Origin of the sequence: Mesorhizobium sp. WSM4887 (genome assembly GCF_029625865.1) — a bacterium.
GTDB lineage: Bacteria > Pseudomonadota > Alphaproteobacteria > Rhizobiales > Rhizobiaceae > Mesorhizobium.
This window is the reverse complement of sequence record NZ_JARTVP010000014.1, coordinates 23,153-40,278: the sequence shown is the minus strand read 5'-3', so window position 1 is coordinate 40,278 and position 17,126 is coordinate 23,153. Positions and strand designations below refer to the sequence as shown.

15 protein-coding genes and 1 pseudogene are annotated in these 17,126 nt (G+C 64.2%); 9 read left to right on the top strand and 7 right to left on the bottom strand.

Translation table 11 applies throughout. From position 1 onward, the window contains the following. Window positions 1-51 precede the first annotated feature (51 nt). Genes P9230_RS29125 through P9230_RS29110 form a run of 4 tightly spaced genes read left to right on the top strand, consistent with a single transcriptional unit; the run spans window position 52 to window position 5,262 of the window. A complete protein-coding gene (locus tag P9230_RS29125) occupies window positions 52-1,059 on the top strand; it encodes an ABC transporter permease (RefSeq protein ID WP_067327828.1) in 1,008 nt (335 codons plus the stop codon). Further along, window positions 1,060-2,193 (top strand): ABC transporter permease, encoded by a 1,134-nt coding sequence (locus P9230_RS29120; RefSeq protein ID WP_278121413.1) that lies wholly within the window; start codon window positions 1,060-1,062, stop codon window positions 2,191-2,193. A gap of 10 nt (window positions 2,194-2,203) precedes the next feature. Beyond that, window positions 2,204-3,874, top strand: coding sequence for an ABC transporter ATP-binding protein (locus P9230_RS29115; protein WP_278121410.1), 1,671 nt, complete (start codon window positions 2,204-2,206; stop codon window positions 3,872-3,874). Window positions 3,875-3,894: 20 nt separating this feature from the next. After that, window positions 3,895-5,262: an alpha-glucosidase/alpha-galactosidase gene (locus P9230_RS29110; protein WP_278121408.1), complete on the top strand. Its 1,368-nt coding sequence runs from the start codon at window positions 3,895-3,897 to the stop codon at window positions 5,260-5,262. A 103-nt stretch (window positions 5,263-5,365) separates the two neighbouring features. Here the strand turns inward: P9230_RS29110 and purD are convergent, their stop codons facing one another. Beyond that, complete coding sequence (gene purD, locus P9230_RS29105; protein WP_278121407.1) at window positions 5,366-6,646, bottom strand: phosphoribosylamine--glycine ligase; 1,281 nt, start codon at window positions 6,644-6,646, stop codon at window positions 5,366-5,368. A 134-nt stretch (window positions 6,647-6,780) separates the two neighbouring features. Between purD and P9230_RS29100 the strand changes: the two genes are divergently transcribed. Both P9230_RS29100 and ubiA read left to right on the top strand, forming a co-directional pair. Next, window positions 6,781-6,999 (top strand): hypothetical protein, encoded by a 219-nt coding sequence (locus P9230_RS29100; RefSeq protein ID WP_278121406.1) that lies wholly within the window; start codon window positions 6,781-6,783, stop codon window positions 6,997-6,999. Between the two features lie 51 nt (window positions 7,000-7,050). Next, the gene (ubiA, locus tag P9230_RS29095; RefSeq protein WP_067327822.1) at window positions 7,051-8,034 is read left to right on the top strand and encodes a 4-hydroxybenzoate octaprenyltransferase; all 984 of its coding nucleotides are present in this window, start codon (window positions 7,051-7,053) and stop codon (window positions 8,032-8,034) included. 164 nt (window positions 8,035-8,198) lie between these two features. On the opposite strand, the gene P9230_RS29090 is transcribed toward ubiA, so the two are convergent. The 3 genes from P9230_RS29090 to P9230_RS29080 form a co-directional block, all read right to left on the bottom strand. Continuing rightward, window positions 8,199-8,765 (bottom strand): DUF6101 family protein, encoded by a 567-nt coding sequence (locus P9230_RS29090; protein WP_067327821.1) that lies wholly within the window; start codon window positions 8,763-8,765, stop codon window positions 8,199-8,201. Window positions 8,766-8,950: 185 nt separating this feature from the next. Continuing rightward, window positions 8,951-10,381, bottom strand: coding sequence for an FAD-binding oxidoreductase (locus P9230_RS29085; RefSeq protein WP_067327820.1), 1,431 nt, complete (start codon window positions 10,379-10,381; stop codon window positions 8,951-8,953). A 60-nt stretch (window positions 10,382-10,441) separates the two neighbouring features. Beyond that, complete coding sequence (locus P9230_RS29080; protein ID WP_278121405.1) at window positions 10,442-11,416, bottom strand: L-threonylcarbamoyladenylate synthase; 975 nt, start codon at window positions 11,414-11,416, stop codon at window positions 10,442-10,444. Window positions 11,417-11,679: 263 nt separating this feature from the next. Here P9230_RS29080 and P9230_RS29075 point away from each other — a divergent pair, with 263 nt between their 5' ends. Further along, the gene (locus P9230_RS29075; protein ID WP_278121403.1) at window positions 11,680-12,150 is read left to right on the top strand and encodes a hypothetical protein; all 471 of its coding nucleotides are present in this window, start codon (window positions 11,680-11,682) and stop codon (window positions 12,148-12,150) included. Between the two features lie 57 nt (window positions 12,151-12,207). Here P9230_RS29075 and glyS read toward each other — a convergent pair whose 3' ends face one another. Next, window positions 12,208-14,640 carry a glycine--tRNA ligase subunit beta gene (glyS, locus tag P9230_RS29070; protein ID WP_278121401.1) on the bottom strand — a complete coding sequence of 811 codons (2,433 nt, stop codon included), beginning with the start codon at window positions 14,638-14,640 and terminating at the stop codon, window positions 12,208-12,210. Between the two features lie 69 nt (window positions 14,641-14,709). Continuing rightward, the gene (locus tag P9230_RS29065; protein WP_278055350.1) at window positions 14,710-15,111 is read right to left on the bottom strand and encodes a DUF559 domain-containing protein; all 402 of its coding nucleotides are present in this window, start codon (window positions 15,109-15,111) and stop codon (window positions 14,710-14,712) included. 253 nt (window positions 15,112-15,364) lie between these two features. Between P9230_RS29065 and P9230_RS29060 the strand changes: the two genes are divergently transcribed. Beyond that, on the top strand, window positions 15,365-15,547 hold the full coding sequence (locus P9230_RS29060) for a hypothetical protein (RefSeq protein ID WP_095823826.1): 183 nt from the start codon (window positions 15,365-15,367) through the stop codon (window positions 15,545-15,547). Here P9230_RS29060 and P9230_RS29055 read toward each other — a convergent pair. Next, entirely contained in the window at window positions 15,544-16,488 is a 945-nt protein-coding gene (locus tag P9230_RS29055) for a glycine--tRNA ligase subunit alpha (RefSeq protein ID WP_082954005.1), read from the bottom strand. The two genes, P9230_RS29060 and P9230_RS29055, sit on opposite strands and share 4 nt — an antisense overlap. A 171-nt stretch (window positions 16,489-16,659) precedes the next feature. Between P9230_RS29055 and P9230_RS29050 the strand changes: the two are divergent. Beyond that, window positions 16,660-17,119: pseudogene (locus P9230_RS29050) on the top strand (GNAT family N-acetyltransferase). The last annotated feature ends 7 nt before the right edge of the window (window positions 17,120-17,126 follow it).

Below are 17,126 nucleotides of genomic sequence, written 5' to 3'. Positions count from 1 at the left end.
TCTCCGGTAGCGCCCAAGGAGCGACCGGCCAGCAAAGGAAGCCGACCATCCATGTTGCGATTCCTGCTCATGCGCATAGCGTCGGCGCTTCCCGTGCTCGCCATCTTGAGCCTGGTCACCTTCGCCATCATCCAGGCGCCGCCGGGCGACTATGCCGACTACATCAAATCGCAGCTCATCAACCAGGGCGGCGCCTCCTATGCCGAGGCGGATGCACAGGCCCAGGCCTACCGGAAAGAACACGGCCTCGATAAGCCGCTGCCCGTTCAGTATCTCAACTGGATCGGCGGCATCGTCACGCGCGGCGATTTCGGCTACAGCCTCTACTACAACAGGCCGGTGGCGGACGTGGTCGGCGAGCGCCTGCCGCGCACGCTGCTCCTGGCGCTGGTCTGCCACCTGCTCGCCTCGGTGCTGGGCATAAGCTTCGGCATTTGGGCGGCGACCCGCCAGTATTCCTGGATCGACTCGACGCTCTCGGCCATCTCCTTCCTCGGCATGACGGTGCCGCGCTTCCTGATGGCGCTGATCATCGTTTATCTGTTGGTCTTCCAATTCAACGTGTCGGAGATCGGCAGCTTCTTCTCGCCGCAATATGGCGGCGCGCCATGGTCTTGGGCGAAATTCCTCGACCTGGTCAAGCATGTCTGGCCGGTGGTGGCAATCGCGACCTTCGGCGGGCTCGCCTACAATATGCGCGTCATGCGCGGCAACCTGCTCGACACGCTCAACGCGCAATATGTCGAGACGGCCAAAGCCAAGGGCCTGACTGGCGGCGCCGTGGTGATGCGCCATGCCGTGCCCAATGCGCTGCATCCATTGGTCATGTATCAAGGCGTGGTGCTGCCCTACATGCTGACCGGCGAGATCGAGACGGCGATCATTTTCGCGCTGCCGACCGTCGGGCCGGCGATCGTGGGCTCGATGGCGGTGGGCGATGTCTATGTGACCGCAACCTTCATGATGGTTCTGTCGGCGACGCTGATCGTCGGCAACATCATCGCAGACATGCTGCTGGTCCTGCTCGACCCCCGCGTGCGCCAGTTCGGGGAGCACTAGATGCTGGCCCGCGATCCCTCGCCCCCGCCACCCGCCGAAGGAGCCGCGATTCCGGCCGCGCATGGCAACGAGAGCTACATCGCGCTTGTGTGGCGCCGGCTGAAGCGCTCCTGGACCGGCATGGCCGGGCTATGCCTGGTCGTGCTGCTGCTTCTCATGACCCTGTTCGCGGAATTCCTCGCCCCTCTTGACCCGAAAGCGACCGATATCGCCTTCGCGCCACCGCAGATGGCTAGCCTTCACGACAAGGACGGCAACTTCGTCGCGCGGCCAAGGATTTACGCGCTGGCCGAATCGACCGACCTCGACCCGGTGACCTTCCAGCCGATCGTCGGCCCCGATTACGATCATCCACGACTGCTCGGCTTCCTCGTCGAGGGCGCTCCCTACAAACTCTTCGGCCTCATCCCGGCGAACCGGCATTTCTTCGGCTCGATAGACGGCCAGCCGGTGCATTTCCTCGGCACCGACAAGTTCGGCCGCGATGTGCTGTCGCGCGCCATCTACGGCTCGCGCGTCTCGCTGATGATCGCGCTGACGGTGGTCTTCATCATCACGGTGATCGGCACCAGCGTCGGCATGGTGTCCGGCTATTTCGGCGGCCGGTTCGATGTCTGGATGCAGCGCTTCGTCGAACTGGTGCTCGCCTTCCCGCAACTGCCGCTTTACCTGGCGCTGACAACGCTGATCCCGGTCACCGCGCCGACCAATGTCTTTCTCGCCTTCGTCATCATCGTCATGTCGGCGCTTGGCTGGGCGCAGATGTCGCGCGAAGTACGCGGCAAGACGCTGGCGCTGGCGCGCATCGACTATGTGCGCGCGGCCATGGCGGTGGGCGCCACCGATCGGCGGATCATCATCCAGCACATCTTTCCCAATGTGATGAGCCATGTGATCGTCGCCGTGACGCTGGCGATCCCAACGGTGGTGCTTCTGGAATCCTTCCTCGGCTTCCTCGGCTTCGCGGTGAAGCCACCGCTGATCTCCTGGGGACTGATGCTGCAGGACACCGCGACCTATTCGGTCATCGGCACCTATCCGTGGATTCTGTCGCCGGTCGGCTTCGTGCTGATCACGGTCTTTGCCTTCAACGCGTTGGGCGACGGCCTGCGCGATGCCGTCGATCCCTATTGAGGTGGCAGGAATGACGACGATCGCGCTTGCCCAATCCTTCGCTCCCGCCGTCCGGCTCGACCATGACGGACGCCACGACCAGCCGGTCATCGACGCCCGCAACATCGAAGTCGCCTTCAAGGTCGAGCACGGCATCGTCGAGGCGGTGAAGGACATCTCGTTCCAGCTCTATCGCGGCGAGACGATCGCGATCGTCGGCGAATCCGGTTCCGGCAAATCGGTGACGGCGCGCACCGTCATGGGGCTTTTGTCGCGGCGGGCAACGGTATCGCCGAGGTCAAGCGTCGACTATCTCGGACAGAACATTCTGAAATTCGCCGAGAGCGCCCGGCGCAAGCTGCGCGGCAACCGCATCTCGATGATCTTCCAGGAGCCGATGAGCTCGCTCAACCCGATCTATTCGGTCGGCAGCCAGATCGTCGAAGCGATCAGGGTGCACCGCAAGGTGAGCCGCAAAGAGGCCTGGGCGCGAGCGCTCGAGCTTTTGCGGCATGTCCAGATTCCCGAACCCGAAGCACGCCTCAAGCAGTATCCGCACCAGCTCTCCGGCGGCCAGCGGCAGCGCGTCATGATCGCCATGGCCTTGGCCAACGAGCCCGATGTGCTGATCGCCGACGAGCCGACCACCGCGCTCGACGTCACCGTCCAGGCGCAGATCCTCAACCTGATCCGCAATCTGCAGAAAGAAATGCGGATGGCGGTGGTTCTGATCACGCACGATCTTACCGTCGTGCGCAAATTCTCCGACTATGTCTATGTCATGCAGCATGGCGAGATGCGCGAGCATAACGTCACCGAGCGGCTCTTCGCCGATCCGCAGCATCTTTACACAAAGCGGCTGCTCGCATCCGAACCACACGGCCGGCCGAAGCCGCTGCCCGAAAAGTCCAGCACGATCCTCGAGGCGAACGGCGTGCGCGTCTGTTTCACGCTGCGGCACGGTACGTTCCTGAAGCCGGACTGGCGCGAGCTGGTCGCGGTCGACGATCTCGACCTCAAACTTTGCCGTCACGAGACGCTGGGCCTGGTCGGCGAATCCGGTTCCGGCAAGACCACTTTCGGCCAGGCGCTGCTTCGGCTGCTCGACGCCAGGCGCGGCGAGATCCGTTTCGACGGCCAGCCGATCCAGGATCTCACGCGCGCCGAGATGCGGCCGCTGCGCTCGCGCATGCAGATCGTCTTCCAGGATCCGTTCTCCTCGCTCAACCCGCGCATGACGATCGGCCAGATCATCGAGGAAGGCCTGGTCGTGAACAGGATCGGGGCCACACGGCGCGAGCGGATCGAGCGGGTGCGTGAGGCGCTGGTCAGCGCCGGCATGCCCGGCGATATCCTGTCCCGGTTTCCGCACGAATTTTCGGGCGGCCAGCGGCAGCGCATCGCGGTCGCGCGGGCCATCGCACTGGAGCCGGAATTCATCCTGCTCGACGAGCCGACATCGGCGCTCGATCTTTCCGTCCAGGCGCAGATCATCGACCTGCTGCGCAAGCTGCAGGACGAGCGCGGCTTGAGCTATCTCTTCATCTCGCACGACCTCAAGGTGGTGCGGGCGCTCTGCCACCGCGTGATCGTCATGCAGCACGGCAAGATCGTCGAACAGGGGCCCGTAGACGAGGTCCTCACCAGTCCCAAGACCGCCTACACCGAACGGCTCGTCCGGGCCGCTTTCGACGTGGCGTGACCATATTCCGGAGGCTCACAGTGGCAAGAAATCCCAGGATCACCTTCATCGGCGCCGGCTCGACGGTGTTCATGAAGAACATTGTCGGCGACGTGCTGCAGCGCCCGGCGCTGTCGGGCGCGACGATCGCTTTGATGGACATCAACCCGCAGCGGCTGGAAGAGAGCGCCATCGTCGTCAACAAGCTGATCGCGACCCTCGGCGTGAAGGCGAAGGCCGAGACCTATTCCGACCAACGCAAGGCGCTGTCCGGTGCCGATTTCGTCGTCGTCGCCTTCCAGATCGGCGGTTACGAGCCCTGCACCGTCACCGACTTCGAGGTGCCCAAGAGATATGGCCTGCGCCAGACGATCGCCGACACGCTGGGCGTCGGCGGCATCATGCGGGGCCTGAGGACGGTGCCGCATCTGTGGAGGATCTGCGAGGACATGCTCGCCGTCTGCCCCGACGCGATCATGCTGCAATACGTCAACCCAATGGCGATCAACACCTGGGCGATCGCCGCGAAATTCCCCCAGATCAAACAGGTTGGGCTCTGCCATTCGGTGCAGGGCACGGCGATGGAGCTGGCGCACGACCTCGACCTTCCCTATGAGGAGATCCGCTACCGCGCAGCTGGCATCAACCACATGGCGTTTTACCTCAAGTTCGAGCATCGCCAGCCGGACGGCTCCTACCGCGACCTCTATCCCGACCTTGTCCGCGCCTATCGCGAAGGCCGCGCGCCGAAGCCCGGCTGGAACCCGCGCTGCCCCAACAAGGTGCGCTACGAGATGCTGACCCGGCTCGGCTATTTCGTCACCGAAAGCTCGGAGCATTTCGCCGAATACACGCCCTATTTCATCAAGGAAGGTCGCCCCGACCTGATCGAGAAATACGGCATCCCGCTTGACGAATATCCGAAGCGGTGCATCGAGCAGATCGAACGCTGGAAGGGTCAGGCGGAGGCCTACCGCTCGGCCGACCGGATCGAGGTCGAGCAGTCAAAGGAATATGCCTCCTCGATCATGAACTCGGTGTGGATCGGCGAGCCGTCGGTCATCTACGGCAATATCCGCAACAATGGCTGCATCACCTCGCTGCCTTTAGACTGCGCGGCGGAAGTGCCGTGCCTGGTCGATGCTTCCGGCATCCAGCCGACCTATATCGGCGAGCTGCCGCCGCAGCTGACGGCGCTGATCCGCACTAACATCAATGTTCAGGAATTGACGGTGCGGGCGCTGATGAGCGAGAGCCGCGAGCACATCTACCACGCGGCGATGATGGACCCGCACACGGCGGCCGAGCTCGATCTCGATCAGATCTGGTCGCTGGTCGACGACCTGCTTGCAGCGCATGGGGACTGGTTGCCGGCCTGGGCGCGACCAGGCAAGAGCAAGGCTGCCTGATTAGAGCAATTTCAGGAAAAGTGAGAAGCGGTTTTCCGTCCGAAATTGCGTCAAAACAAATAGACGGGAGATTTCGCCGTTTCCGTGAAACGGTGAAATGTCCCTATTTGCCGGTCTGCTCGCGCTCGACGGCGCGCCAGCCGATGTCGCGGCGGAAGAAACCCTGCGGCCAGTCGATATGATCGGTCGCCCCGTAGGCCTTTTTTTGTGCCTCCCCGACGGTTGCGCCGGTTGCGGTGACGTTGAGCACGCGGCCGCCATTGGCGACGAGCGCGCCGCCATTGATGGCGGTGCCCGCGTGGAAGATTTCGGCGCCGTCGCTGGCGGCCTCGTCGAGACCGCGGATGACCGAGCCCTTTTCCGGCGTGCCGGGATAGCCCCTCGCCGCCATCACCACGGTCAGGGCCGCGTCGTCGCTCCAGCGGACCGACATGTGCGCGAGCTGGCCGTCGACAGCGGCGTTGAGCAGGACGAGCAGGTCGTCCTTCAGCCGCATCATCAGCACCTGGCATTCGGGATCGCCGAAGCGGGTGTTGTACTCGATCAGCTTGGGGCCCTGGTCGGTGATCATCAAACCGGCGAAGAGGATGCCGGCGAAAGGCGCGCCGAGATTGGCCATGCCGCGCATCGTCGGCTCGATGATCTCGCGCATGGTGCGCTCGGTCATCTCGGGCGTCATCACCGGCGCCGGCGAATAGGCGCCCATGCCGCCGGTGTTCGGACCGGTATCGCCGTCGCCGACGCGCTTATGGTCCTGCGCGGTGCCGAAGGGCAGCGCGGTGGCGCCGTCGCATAGGCAGAAGAAGCTCGCTTCCTCGCCGGTCAGATATTCCTCGACGACGACCTCGGCGCCGGCGGAGCCAGAAGCGCCGTCGAAACAGGCCTCGAGCGCGGCAAGCGCCTCCTCCAGCGTCATGGCGATGGTGACGCCCTTGCCGGCGGCAAGCCCGTCAGCCTTGATGACGATCGGCGCGCCCACCTTTTCGACATAGGCCTTGGCCGCGGCGAGATCGGCGAAGCGGCCATAGGCTGCGGTCGGGATGTTGAACTTGGCGCAAAGATCCTTGGTAAAGCCCTTCGAGCCTTCGAGCCGCGCCGCCGCCTTGGAGGGGCCGAAGACGCGGATGCCCCAGGCGCGCAAATCATCGGCAATGCCAGCCACCAGCGGCCCTTCCGGACCGACCACGACGAGGTCGATCTTCTTCTCCTGGCAGAAGGCGGCCACAGTGGAGTGGTCGGCGATGTCCAACTTGACCAGTTCGGCGAAACGGCCGATGCCGGGATTGCCGGGCGAAGCATAGAGCTTCGTCAGCAGCGGCGACGCGGCGATCTTCCAGGCAAGCGCATGTTCGCGGCCGCCGGAGCCGAGAAGAAGAACGTTCATGGCCACCTCTTGCTGATCGTCTCCCCGAACCCGCTATTGGTCCAAGGGCGACGGGTCAAGGCATCTTGGCGTTTCGGGGGGCGATTGCACACGGGAAGATTGCCCACATCAAGACGCAATGAGGCAATTTGCCGATGGGAAACCGATCCCGCCCGGCCCAATCCAAAGTCGACTCAGCTCCGGAAAACGACAGGGAACCAGTCCTCGCGCAACTTCTGGCCGGGCTTGATGTGCTTCCCATGCAGCGCATTGTTCTCGCCCACGACGCGCGCCTGCGCCTATCGAAGGCGGCACTCGCCTTCATCGAGACAGCGAAAGCATGGTTCGCCAGTCACGATGTTTTCACTGCCTGAGCGACAACGCGGCTGCTTGACGGCGCCCATCGCTGCTGCCACTCCAGCACGATGGAAACCATCCAGTCGAAAGCAGCCCAGGGCCGCGTCGCGGACGCGCCGAGCGGCCATTGGGTTTACCGGGTGCTGCCGCGCTGGCTGTGGCCCTATGCGCAGCTTGCGCGCTGGGACCGGCCGATCGGCTGGCAGCTGCTCTTGTGGCCCTGCTGGTGGTCGGCGGCTCTTGCGGCCAGCGCCTATCCGCGGCCGACGGATCCGCTGCTGACGCTGTTGCCCGCGCCCTGGTACCTGTTCCTGTTTTTCATCGGCGCCGTCGCCATGCGTGGCGCCGGCTGCACCTACAACGACATCGTCGACGAAGACATCGACAACCAGGTCGAGCGCACCCGCTCGCGGCCGCTGCCGGCCGGCAAGGTGAAGCGCCGCCAGGCCTGGGCGTTTCTGATCATCCAGGCGCTGGTCGGGCTCGCAGTGCTTTTGCAGTTCAACAGCTTCGCCATTCCGCTCGGCATCGCCTCGCTGGCCATTGTCGCGATCTACCCGTTCATGAAGCGCATCACCAATTGGCCGCAATTCGTGCTCGGGCTCGCCTTCTCCTGGGGCGCGCTGATGGGCTGGGCGGTCGAGTTCGGCGATCTCGATGGCCCCGCCATCATGCTCTATATCGGCTCGATCCTGTGGGTGATCGGCTACGACACGATCTACGCGCATCAGGACAAGGAAGACGACGCCATCGTCGGCGTGCGCTCGACGGCACGCCTGTTCGGCGACAACACGAAGACCTGGCTCACCGGGCTCTATGGCGGCACGCTTGCCTGCTTCGCCATCGCCTTTGCCTCGGCTCAAGTGCCGATGCCGGCGCTGGCCGGGCTGATTGCCGCCGGCGCGCATATGGCGCGCCAGATCATCCGGCTCGACATCAACGATCCCGATCAGTGCCTGAAGCTGTTCAAGTCGAACAACCAGGTCGGCTGGCTGATTTTTCTGGGGCTGATCGGCGGGGCGTTTTGGGTGGTGCTGAAGCCGCTGGTGTAGCGCCTCTCCTTCTCCCCTTGTCGTGGGAGGGTGGATCGGCGCGCAGTGCCGAGACGGTTGAGGGTGTTTCAGCGGAGTGAGAGCTCGGCGTTTCCTGGAGAACCCCTCATCCGTCGCCTTCGGCGACACCTTCTCCCACAGGGGGGAGAAGGGAAGGGTCGCTGCTATTCGCGCGCGATAATCTCCTCACCGCCGACGACGAGACGCAGGCCGAGATTGCCGGTCCTGCGGCGGGCGAGGAAGCGCGGGCGGCGCATGTTGGAGACACGGCCCTGGCGGCGTTCCTGCGGCGGCAGCGCTTTGATTGCGGCGCCCAGCGATTCCTCCAGCGTGCGGGCGACGCCGTCGGCCTCGATCAGAAGCATCGGCAGGCGATAAGCGTCGGCCCAGGCGCGCCAGTCGGCGGCGACGTCGTCGAGATCGTCGGCGACCAAAAGCGGCACCGACAGCATCGGATCATTGTGCAGAAGTTCCAAAGTCACGGTGACATTGCCGTCCGGATCCTCCATGGCGCGGGCGGCGACACCACGGAAGGCATTGGCGGGCAGCGCGATGATCGCCGGCACGCCGCTCATCTCCAGCGTGCGGCGAATGACGGCGCCGCGCGGGTCGATGGTGAAGGTTACATCGCCATAGTCGTCGCGCGTGGCATAGCTTACCATCTGCGGCAGGCGAAACGGGTCGAGACGCATGTTGCGCCCCGCCCAGACTGGCTTCAGTCCAGTGTTCATTCGAATGCCTTCCTGTTTCTCCTGAGGGCCGTTTTCCGGTTCTCTCCGGGCCGGTTTTTCCGGCCTCGTTATGCGGGAAACATTAGCGCTCGCTTCTTACCGCCGCGCTTAAGAAAGTCAGTTAAATTTTGCTGATCGGAGCCGATGGTTATCGGAATGCGACCAGCCACAAGATGTTGGAAGAATTAGATAACCTTACCGGGATTCATGATGCCGGCCGGGTCGAAGGCCGCCTTCACCCGGCGCATCAGATCGATCGCCATTGGCGGGGCCGTGGCGATCAGCTCGTCGCGCTTCAATTGGCCGATGCCGTGCTCGGCCGAGATCGAGCCGTGGAAGGAACGCACGACATCGTGCACGGCCTTGTTCATCGGGTGGTAGAGCTCAAGGAACGGGTCGTCCTGCCAATCCAGCGGGCGAGAGATGTTGTAGTGAAGATTGCCGTCGCCCATGTGGCCGAAGCAGACGACGCGGGCGCCGGGACAGACAGTCTGGACCACGCCTGCCGCCTTTTCGATGAACTCCGGGATCGAGGCGATCGGCACCGAGATGTCGTGCTTGATCGAGGCGCCCTCCGGCTTCTGGCATTCTGGCAGCGTCTCGCGGAAATTCCAGAAGGCGTCGCCCTGGGCAAGACTTGCCGACACCACCGCATCGCCGACGATACCCTGATCGAGGCCGGCCGAAAGAATCTCCTCGATCAGCGCCTTGCCATCTTCTTCCGAGCGACCTGAAGAGACCTGCATCAGGGCATACCACGGCCAGTCATCCGCCAGCGGTCGGGTGATCCCTTGCCCATGCTTAAGCGTGAAGTCGTAAGGCCGTTTGGCGATCAGCTCGAAAGCCGTGAGCGAAGCACCGGCGCGATCCATCGCTAAGCTGAACAGCGAGAGCGCTGCCTGGGGCGACGACAGGCCGGCGAAGGCAACCTCCCTGCCCTTCGGCTTCGGAAAGAGCTTCAGCACCGCGGCGGTGATGACGCCGAGGGTGCCCTCGGCGCCGACGAAGAGGTTTTTCAGATCGTAGCCGGTGTTGTCCTTCTTCAGCTTGCGCAGATCGTCGAACACTTCGCCGGTCGGCAGCACCACTTCGACGCCGAGGCAAAGCTCGCGCGCATTGCCATAGGCAAGCACGCCGGTGCCCCCGGCGTTGGAAGAGAGATTGCCGCCGATCTGGCAGGAGCCTTGGGCTGCAAGCGACAGCGGGAACAGCCGGTCGGCAGCGTCGGCCGCTTCCTGGAGCGTCTGCAGGATGACGCCGGCCTCGGCGGTGATGGTGTTCGACAGGACATCGATCTCGCGGATGCGGTTCAGCCGCGACAGCGAGAGCACGATGTCGCGGCCGGACTTGTCCGGCACTTGGGCGCCGACCAGCCCGGTGTTGCCGCTCTGCGGCACGACCGGCGTGCCGGTCTCGGTCGCGAGCCGCATGATGCGGCTCACTTCCTCGACGCTGCCTGGCCTCAGCACCAGCGGTGTCCGGCCATGCCAGAGGCCGCGCCGCTCGGCGATGTAGGGCGCGATGTCAGCCTGATCGCGCAGCGCGTATCTGTCGCCGACGATGGCAGCGAAGCGGTCGATGAGGGCAGGATCGAGGTCGAAGGGCTGGTCGTTCATGCGCCCAAACCTAGAGCAATTCCAGGAAAAGTGTGAAGCGGTTTTCCGTCCGGAATTGCGTCAAAACAAAGAGATAGGCTCAGTGTCACGCGGGGCGGCGGCGCGCGCGAGCCGGTCGTTGATCGCCTCGCCCAAGCCGTCGGCCGGGATCGGCTCGACGGCGATAGTGGGCGCGCCACTGCGGTCGAGCGCCTGCATATAGGCGAACAGATTGGCGGCGGCCTCCCGCAGATTCCCCGCCTCGGAAAGATTGCGCAGCGCCACGGCATCCTGCCAGCCTTGAGCGCGAGCGCGGCCGAAGGCGAGCAGCGCCTCGCCGCTCGTGAGCTTGCCGACGTTGAGCCGCATCGATGCGCGCGGCGCGTAATGCGAGGCGAGCATGCCGGGCGCCTGGATTCCGGTAGCGCCGCGGATCACCTCAATTCCGGCGACCGCTTCAATGTCCCGGGCAGCGATGCCGCCGGGTCGTAGCAGACGCAGCTTGCCGTCCTCGATCTTGACGATCGTCGATTCCAGGCCGACGGGCGTCGCGCCGCCGTCGACCACCAGCTTGATCTTCTCGCCGAGATCAGCCGCCACGGCCTCGGCCGTCGTGGCGCTGATCCTGCCGGAGGAATTGGCGCTGGGCGCCGCGAGCGGCCGGCCTAATCTCGCGATCAGCTCGCCGCCGAAGCCTCTCGGCATGCGCAGCGCGATCGTGTCAAGCCCGGCTGTGACGAGCGGATGGATGCCGTTTTCCGCGCGCTGCGGCAACACCAGCGTCAGCGGACCGGGCCAGAAAGCTTCCGCCAGCTTTGTTGACAATGGATCGAACGCAGCAATGCGGGTCGCCATGGCGAGGTCGGCGACGTGGGCGATCAGCGGGTTGAAGCGCGGGCGCCCCTTGGCCTCGAAGATACGCGCCACGGCAGCCCCATTGGTGGCGTCACCTGCCAGTCCGTAAACGGTCTCGGTCGGGATGGCGACAACATCGCCGCCTTCGAGCAGCGCCAGCGCCCTTTCCATCGCCTCGCCGACGCCAAGTATCTCAGCCAAATTCACCACCGATCCTGAACATGCCGGTCCCGTAATACGGCTTGGAAGCAGGGGCAAGGGCGGGCATTGGCGATTTATCAATCCCTAAAATGTTAGGTTTCCGCGCAAGCCGGCATCAATTCGCCGACGCTAGGGTGTGGATTTCCGGTTGGTGGGTGATGCGTATGTCTCGCTTCGATGCAATTGCGAACGGAAAGCTGTTACGTCCCTTTCCTGGAATTGCTCTAGGAGCGGTCGTTATCGGTCTTCTGGCGACGAGCGGCTTGGCACAGGCTTCGTCCATCGTCGTGCTCGGCGTGGCGACCTCGACGCCATCCGTCGTCAGGCTGGCCGCGATCGAGCCCGGCAAGGTTACACCGTCAGTTGTGGCGCTCGGCGAGCCGGTGCCAGCCGTCACCGATGAGAAAGTGGCCGCGATCCCGGAGAAATCCGGACAGAGGCACGCGCAGGCGCCGACGATCATTCGCGGCGGCATCGTCGGCGGCGCTTCGGCGACTGCCCCGGCCAAAGAGGCCGCGACACCGGCAAACGGCACCGCGCCCGCCCCCACGCCTCCCAACGGTACGGCTGCGGCCACGTCCCCCAACGGCACGGCTCAGGCTGCCGCCAACGGCGATACCAAGGCTTCCGAGAACAACCCCGCCACGACGGCAACCGCGTCTGGCGGCGAGACGCAACCGGAAGCCCAACCGGAAGCTGCCCCGACGCCGCCGCGGTTCAGCAAGGCGATGTAAGCGCGACGGCCTCCCGCGCCTTACGGAGCATGCAGCTTCCGACCGGCATTCTGGCTGTCAGCCGACGATTTTTGAAAAATCGGCGACCTGGTCGGTGGCGGCGCGGATGCGGGCAAGCAGCGCCAGGCGGTTGGCGCGCACGGCCTGATCCTCATCATTCACGAGAACCCCTTCAAAGAATGAATCAACCGGTTCACGCAAAACGCTAAGCGTCAGCATGGCGGCGGAAAAATCCTCGTTTTGAATCGCTTGGCCGGCTTCCTTCTCGGCCTGATTCACCGCAGCCGACAGCTTCTTTTCCGCATCTTCGCGGAACAGCGCCGGCTCAACTATCTCGGCGACCCGTGTTTTCTTCTTCTCCTCGGCAGCCAGGATGTTGGCGGCGCGCTTGGTACCGGCGAGCAGGTTCTTGCCATCCTCCGTGTCGAGGAACTTGCCCAGCGCCTCGACGCGACGAGCGATCTGCAGAAGGTCGTCGGACTGCGGCGTGATGACGGCGTCGATCAGATCGTACCGTGCACCGCTTTCGCGGAGATATACCTTGAGGCGGTCATGGAAGAAGCCGAGGAGATCCGAAATTTGTGCGACATCGCCGGCGAAGCTCGCAAAGGCCTTGGCGAAGACGGATGTCAGTCCGAGGCGAATGCGGTTCTCGATCAGGATCCGGACCACGCCGAGTGCAGCTCTTCTGAGCGCGAACGGATCCTTGCTGCCTGTCGGCTTTTCATCAATCGCCCAGAAGCCGGTCAGCGTATCGAGCTTGTCGGCCAGCGCGACAGCAACCGACACCGGGTCGGTCGGCACCCGGTCGGACGGGCCTTGCGGCTTGTAGTGCTCCTCGGCGGCCGCGGCCACCGACGGATGCTCGCCCTGGAGCAGCGCATATTTGCAGCCCATGGCGCCCTGCAATTCCGGGAACTCGCCTACCACCTCGGTCTGCAGGTCGGCCTTGGCGAGCACCGCGGCGCGGGCGACGAGCGCGGTAATCTCCCCCCTCGAGGGGGAGATGTCGCCAGAGGCGACAGAGGGAGTCGTCTCGCGTGGAGTGCCAACCTCTTCCCTCTTCGAAATGCCAGAATGCGTCGCACCAGCCGAAGCAACCCCCTCTGGCCTGCCGGCCATCTCCCCCTCAAGGGGGGAGATCGACTTCGCCACCGTCGGCGCCAATTCCTCGGCCAAGCGCTTGATGCGCGCCACGCGCTGCCCTTGTGTGCCAAGCTTGGCATGGAAGGTCACATTGAGATGGTCAAGGCGCGCCATGCGCTGGTCGAGCGGCTTCTTTAGATCCAGCTCGAACTTCGCCGCCGACTCTTGCAGCGTGCCGAGGTCGGGCAGATCGCCCTGGTCGGTCTTCCAGAAATAGAGGGCGTCTGAGAGACGCGCCCGCACCACCTTGCCATTGCCGTAGGCGATCTCTTTGCCGCCGTCCTTCGCTTCGATATTGGCAACCAGGATGAAGCGATCGGAGAGTGGCGATTGGCCAATCTCCCCCCTTGAGGGGGAGATGCCCGGCAGGGCAGAGGGGAGTGCCTCGCGCTGAGAGAACGGCGGGACGGCACCCCCCTCTGTCGGCTTCGCCGACATCTCCCCCTCTAGCGGGGAGGTTGGGCGCGACGTGACGAAGCATTTCTGATTGGCGCGAATGGTCAGGCGAATGACCTCGGCCGGGATGGTGAGAAAATCCTGCTCGAACTCGCCCATCAGCACGACCGGCCACTCGACCAGGCCAGAGACCTCTTCCAGCAGGCCCTCGTCCTCGACGAGATCGAGGCCGTTGGCGAAGGCGACATTGCGGGCATCGGCCAGGATGATCTCCTTGCGCCGGTCGGCATCAAGCACGACCTTGGCCGCTTCGAGCTTCGCCACATAGTCGTCGAAGCGGCGCACGGTGATCGGGCCCGGAGCATGGAAGCGGTGGCCGTAGGTGATGTTGCCGGAGCGGATGCCGTCGATCTCGAAGTCGACCACCACCGGCTCCTCGGTCTCAGGGCCGAAGGTGCAGACGATCGATTGCAGCGGCCGCACCCAGCGCAGCGAGCCGGGCTTGGCCGAGGCCGCGCCCCAGCGCATCGATTTGGGCCAGGGAAAGTTCTTGATGATGCCCGGCACCAGCTCGGCGATGATCTCTTCCGCCGCCCTGCCCGGCTTCGAGATGTGGGCGACGTAGAAGTCGCCCTTCTTGGGATCGGAATGGACATGCGCCTCGGCGATCGACGAAAGGCCGGCCTTGCGCAGAAAACCCTGCACCGCCTGGTCGGGCGCGGTGGTCGAGGGGCCCTTGATCTCTTCGCGAATGTCCTTCGAGCGCGCCGTCAGCCCGCGCACGTCCAGCGCCAGGCGCCGCGGCGTCCAGTATTCGCGCGCCGCCTCATAGGTCAGACCCGCCTCGACCAAGCCGTCGGTCAGCATCTTGCGAAGATCGCCGGCCGCCTTGCGCTGCATGCGCGCGGGGATTTCTTCCGAGCGGAGTTCTAGGAGGAGGTCAGGCATCAGTTAGCTCCTTACCCTCCCCTTGATGGGGAGGGTCGGCGCGCAGCGCCGGGGTGGGGTGGCGGCGTTTCAGCCGCCAGCACCTTCGGCACCATCGCGCAGACCAAGGTGTGATTTTCGTTCTTCCACAGCCGCATAGATTGTATCGAGAACGGAATCCAGTTCGTTTTTTATCTCGTGGTTCCAGAAGCGGACGACGCGATAGCCCTGGCTCTCAAACCATCTCGTTCGGACTGCATCATGGCACTGCTGGCCATCAAAGCCATGTTGGAAGCCATCCACCTCGATGATCAGCTTCAGCCGATGGGAGATAAAGTCAGGATAGTAACCGCCAACCGACGCTTGTCGACGAAAGTGCGTTCCTTCGACCGGAATACGCCAGAGGTGCCGCCACAGCCTGCGTTCCTCCTCGGTCATTGCCGCGCGCAGCCTTCGTGCGGACTGCAGCTTGAACCGATCAAGTTTTGGCATAGGGAAGCGCCCGTCACCCCCACCCGCCGCTTCGCGGCGACCTCCCCCATCAAGGGGGAGGTAGAGGGCGCATAGCAACTCGGCTCGCGCCTGTCACCCTGCCTGCCGGTCGGCAGTTCGAGCTATTTCAGGAAATTTTCAGTTCTTTGTCGGGACGACGCGAGCCCATCCGTCATAAGAACAGACACCCCATGAACCAAACGCAGCGCTGAAGCGACCAACGCTCAGACGGAGAACTATTGGCTGAACGACCATGAAGACGGCATCGAGAATCCTGCAGATCCTGGCACTGAGCGCCTGCTTCGCCGCCCAGATGCATGGCACATTCTCGATGCCGGGCGTGCGACAGGCACTGCGGACGATTGATGCCGCGACAGTCCAGATCACGTTGCCGATGGCAGCCGCCGCCGAGATCGCCAGCGTGACTTTGGGCTAAGTCGCCAGGCCGCCCGCGCGCGTCTGCAGGAACGCCTCTCCGCAAGCCTTGGCAAGGTTGCGCACGCGCAGAATGTAGCTCTGGCGCTCGGTCACGGAAATCACGCCGCGGGCGTCAAGCAGATTGAAGACGTGGCTTGCCTTGATGCACTGGTCATAGGCGGGGAAAACCAGACGATGCATCGACGAATTGTCGTTCGACGCCGGCGCGCCGGCGGCGAGCAGCGCCTTGCACTCGGCTTCGGCGTCCTCGAAATGCCGAAGCAGCATCGCCGTGTTGGCGAATTCGAAATTGTGGCGCGAATATTCCTGCTCGGCCTGCAGGAACACGTCGCCATAGGTGACCTTCTCCGGCCCTTCGCGGCCGTTGAAGTTCAAGTCGTAGACATTATCGACGCCCTGCACATACATGGCGAGGCGCTCCAGCCCATAGGTGAGCTCGCCCGCCACCGGCGCGCATTCGATGCCGCAGACCTGCTGGAAATAGGTGAACTGCGACACTTCCATGCCGTCGCACCAGCACTCCCAGCCGAGGCCCCAGGCACCCAGCGTCGGGCTTTCCCAATCGTCCTCGACGAAGCGGATGTCATGCAGCAGCGGATCGACGCCGATGGCTTCCAGCGATCCGAGATAGAGCTCCTGCAGGTTCGGCGGGTTCGGCTTCAGGATCACCTGATATTGATAGTAATGCTGCAGCCGGTTGGGGTTCTCGCCGTAGCGGCCGTCCTTCGGCCGGCGCGACGGCTGCACGTAAGCCGCGTTCCAGCGCAACGGGCCGAGCGCGCGCAAGGTGGTGGCGGGGTGGAAGGTGCCGGCGCCGACTTCCATGTCGTAGGGCTGCAGGATGACGCAGCCGTAAGCTGCCCAGTAGTTGTGCAAGGTCAGGATCAGCCCCTGGAAGGAGCGGCTGGGATGCATGTGGGCAGGGATCTCGACGGTCACGGCGGCCTCGGAAAGCGCTGGGAGTGGGCTTTCCCTAGTTGCCGGGCCGGCAAGCGTCAAGGCAGGGCGCCGCATCGAGGAGAGGTTGAAGCTTTGCCGGCGGGTGGCCCATTGCCGGCCGCTCACGCGGGCCGTTTGCTTCGGCGAGCCGCAACGACAAAGGTTCCCGCCATGCTCGGTCAACTCACTGTCCGCCCCGTCACCCAGCAGGACTACGAGCAGTGGCTGCCGCTCTGGGACGGCTACAACGAATTCTACGGCCGCTCGGGCGAGACCGCGCTTGCCGGCGATCACCCAGATGACCTGGTCGCGCTTCTTCTACGCTTACGAGCCGGTGCATGCTCTGGTGGCCGAGCGCGACGGCAAGCTTCTCGGCCTCGTCCATTATCTCTACCACCGCTCGACCACCGCGATCGCGCCGAACTGCTATCTGCAGGATCTCTTCACCTCACAAGCCGCGCGCGGCCAAGGCGTCGGCCGGGCGCTGATCGAAGGCGTTTACGAGTGCGCCAAAGCCGCGGGCTCGGGTCGCGTCTACTGGCTGACGCACGAGACCAACCACACCGCCATGCAGCTCTATGACAGGATCGGCGAGCGCTCGGGGTTCGTCGTCTACCGCAAGATGTTTTGAAACGTTG

Coding starts and splice junctions, on each gene's coding strand:
- P9230_RS29125 (WP_067327828.1), top strand. CDS start 52: ATGTTGCGATTCCTGCTCATGCGCATAGCGTCGGCGCTTCCCGTGCTC.
- P9230_RS29120 (WP_278121413.1), top strand. CDS start 1,060: ATGCTGGCCCGCGATCCCTCGCCCCCGCCACCCGCCGAAGGAGCCGCG.
- P9230_RS29115 (WP_278121410.1), top strand. CDS start 2,204: ATGACGACGATCGCGCTTGCCCAATCCTTCGCTCCCGCCGTCCGGCTC.
- purD (WP_278121407.1), bottom strand. CDS start 6,646: ATGAACGTTCTTCTTCTCGGCTCCGGCGGCCGCGAACATGCGCTTGCC.
- P9230_RS29100 (WP_278121406.1), top strand. CDS start 6,781: ATGGGAAACCGATCCCGCCCGGCCCAATCCAAAGTCGACTCAGCTCCG.
- ubiA (WP_067327822.1), top strand. CDS start 7,051: ATGGAAACCATCCAGTCGAAAGCAGCCCAGGGCCGCGTCGCGGACGCG.
- P9230_RS29090 (WP_067327821.1), bottom strand. CDS start 8,765: ATGAACACTGGACTGAAGCCAGTCTGGGCGGGGCGCAACATGCGTCTC.
- P9230_RS29085 (WP_067327820.1), bottom strand. CDS start 10,381: ATGAACGACCAGCCCTTCGACCTCGATCCTGCCCTCATCGACCGCTTC.
- glyS (WP_278121401.1), bottom strand. CDS start 14,640: ATGCCTGACCTCCTCCTAGAACTCCGCTCGGAAGAAATCCCCGCGCGC.
- P9230_RS29065 (WP_278055350.1), bottom strand. CDS start 15,111: ATGCCAAAACTTGATCGGTTCAAGCTGCAGTCCGCACGAAGGCTGCGC.
- P9230_RS29060 (WP_095823826.1), top strand. CDS start 15,365: ATGAAGACGGCATCGAGAATCCTGCAGATCCTGGCACTGAGCGCCTGC.